Annotated in this window: 4 protein-coding genes; all 4 read right to left on the bottom strand. The window is 63.2% G+C overall.

Features of this window, described 5'->3' with window-relative positions; genetic code table 11:
- Nucleotides 1-27: 27 nt before the first annotated feature.
- Genes GSY69_RS13650 through GSY69_RS15400 form a run of 4 tightly spaced genes read right to left on the bottom strand, consistent with a single transcriptional unit; the run spans nt 28 to nt 2,181 of the window.
- Nucleotides 28-1,452: an AAA family ATPase gene (locus GSY69_RS13650; protein ID WP_160954376.1), complete on the bottom strand. Its 1,425-nt coding sequence runs from the start codon at nt 1,450-1,452 to the stop codon at nt 28-30.
- On the bottom strand, nt 1,449-1,748 hold the full coding sequence (locus GSY69_RS13655) for a hypothetical protein (RefSeq protein WP_160954377.1): 300 nt from the start codon (nt 1,746-1,748) through the stop codon (nt 1,449-1,451). Before GSY69_RS13655 ends, GSY69_RS13650 begins: the two co-directional genes overlap by 4 nt.
- A complete protein-coding gene (locus GSY69_RS13660; protein WP_160954378.1) occupies nt 1,745-1,909 on the bottom strand; it encodes a hypothetical protein in 165 nt (54 codons plus the stop codon). The genes GSY69_RS13655 and GSY69_RS13660 overlap by 4 nt, the downstream gene beginning before the upstream one ends.
- Nucleotides 1,906-2,181 carry a DUF6011 domain-containing protein gene (locus tag GSY69_RS15400; RefSeq protein WP_407925032.1) on the bottom strand — a complete coding sequence of 92 codons (276 nt, stop codon included), beginning with the start codon at nt 2,179-2,181 and terminating at the stop codon, nt 1,906-1,908. Before GSY69_RS15400 ends, GSY69_RS13660 begins: the two co-directional genes overlap by 4 nt.
- Nucleotides 2,182-2,410 lie beyond the last annotated feature (229 nt).

Here is a 2,410-nt window from a genome sequence, read left to right on the forward strand (position 1 = left end):
TTCTACAACCACGACCGTCGGCACAGCTCAGCAAACATGATGAGCCCCGTCGACTACGAGACCAGCAACGCGGCTACGCTGCCCGAGGCCGCATAGGAAGTCCTCCACGATTCGGGGGGAACCACACCACTTGGTGTTCTTGCCGCAGAGACTGCAGCCGACGTTGCCGTTGGTGTCTTGGGCGGCTTCGTAGGGGTCTGCGGCCTTACCGAAAATGTCTGTCGGTTCGTCGGGGTCCTCGTGCTTGAGCTGACTGAGCTGACTGGCGTTCGGGGGTGTGTTTTCCCTGGTCAGTCCAGTTGGCTCACAGTTGGCTCTCTCCACGCTTCGCGAGCTGACTGTGAGCTGACTGGGCTGACCTGCGGAAACGTGTGTTTTTGTGTCAGTTGGCTCAGTCGGCTCACGGTCGTGAGCGACCTGGTTCCCACTGATGGACGGGTGCTCCCAGACTGTCGTCGTCGGCACTGTCTTAGTCCGCCTGTGGGCGACACCCAGACGCTTCTTGGAGCGCTTCAAGGTTGCCTCGGAAAATCCCTCTGCGCGCCCGGCCTTGACGATATCGGCGCGGGCGAACTCGAAGGGTTCCCGGTCAAGGTACGACAGCAGCCATTCTCCGCACTCGCTCACGTCGTCGTCCCCGTCCGCTACCGGGCGGTTGATGATCTCGGCTACGTCCACTTCGCTGGGGGTGATGTTGCCAATGGCGACAACCTCGACAGTCTCCCCCGAGATGGGCACGGGGACGCCTGTCAGCTCGAACTCATAGGTGCCCTTCGTCTTGGAGTAGTTGGACTTCTCCTGGGTCATGTAGTGCTTGCCGGTCTCGTCATCGGTGGCGAAGGCCCAGTATGAGCGGGTGAGGTCTCGCCATGCGTGAGAGCCGGAGAGCTTGTCGCCAACGCTGCCTGTGCCCTTCCCGAAGTGGGCGATGAGGATCACGGCGAGGTCCAAGTCCTGCGCGAGCTTGGAGATGGGTTCGAACGCCCTCCGCACGTCGATGACCTTGTTCGGGTCACCGTCGATAAACGATGCTGCGGGATCGAAGATCACTAGGCGCACATCATGTTCGATGATCGCCTCGCGCAGCTGCGTCACGTCGATGGGCAGGACGGCTTTCGTCTCGAAGGATTCCCCGGTGTCTTCCACGTAGGTCTCAACGTCGAACTTGAGGATTCGGTCAAGGTTCGCACCCGCAGCCATGAGACGGGGGACAACTGTCGTCTGCCAGTCATCCTCCACCGAGACAATGAGGGTGTTCACTGGCCCTTGAACGTCACCGTGAAGCTCACCGCGTGACCCTCGTGCAGCCACGTCGAGGACGAGCGTCGATTTCCCTTCGCCTCCTTTGCCTCCACATGTGGAGAGGGTGTTGAGCGGAAACTGGTCCTCCACGAGCCACCGCATTTTGCGGGGTGTGATGGTGGAGGCGGGAGTGACGCGGGGTATCCTCATGCGGCCTCCTTTCGTGTGGAGCGGATTCGATTCGCTGCCCGGGTGGCGAGTGTGGCTTTGAGCGTCTGCTGTAGGTGGTCCTCGAGCACGTCGGCTGCGCGCACACGCCTGGCCAGTGCCGCGAGGAACTCATCATCGGAAAGCGCGGCCGCCTGCTCCCCTGCCGTGTACCCGTCGGCGTATCCGAGGCCGTAGCCGTACTCGATTGCGCTGCGGTGGACCCGGTTCATATCCGACGCTGTGACGGTCATACCGCCCACGAATCCGCGGCCGGCGTCTGCACCGAGGGTGCTCATGCGTCCCACCCCTTCGGCTTGGCCCACCACTTGCCGCGGGAGTCCACCCACGTTGTCGTGTAGTCGGTGGTGCCCGCGTCCTTGATGGTGAGGGCGCGCGCCACAGTCTCGACTGCGGTGGGCTGGGAGGTATCGTGGTGGTTAGTCTTTGTAGTGCTCATCGTTGGGTCTCCTCCCTGGAGGTCTGAACGTTGGGTTCGGCGGCCTCGGCGCGTGCATTCTTGTCGGTATGCGCGTCGGGGTCGTTTTCGTGTCGGCGTCGGCATATCGGCCCGGCCCCGGCTGTGATGCTCCGGTGGTCCCAGAGTGGTGCGCCGCAGTGCTGGCAGCGGACCGTCACCGCGAGGCCCAGAGCGTCAGCGCGGGCGCGGAACTCTGCGAACTCCTTGTCAGTGATGTGGGCTGAGGTGGCTTCCGTTGTCAACGAGATCACGTCTCAGGCTGCCGGGTCCGGGTCGGCCTGCTCGTTGATCCATGCTTCTACGTCGGCGCGGGAGAAGCGCAGGTGACGGCCGAACTTGTGCGCCCGCGGCCCCTTGGGACTGCCGCACCGTTAGGTGACAGTTGGGGTGTTAGGCCGCGAGGCTCACGGCCGGGTTCATGATGGTCTCGTATTCGATGGGGGTCAATCGACCCAGACGTGCCTGTCGACGGCGGCGGTG

This window comes from Brevibacterium rongguiense (assembly GCF_009857845.1).
Lineage (GTDB): Bacteria > Actinomycetota > Actinomycetes > Actinomycetales > Brevibacteriaceae > Brevibacterium > Brevibacterium rongguiense.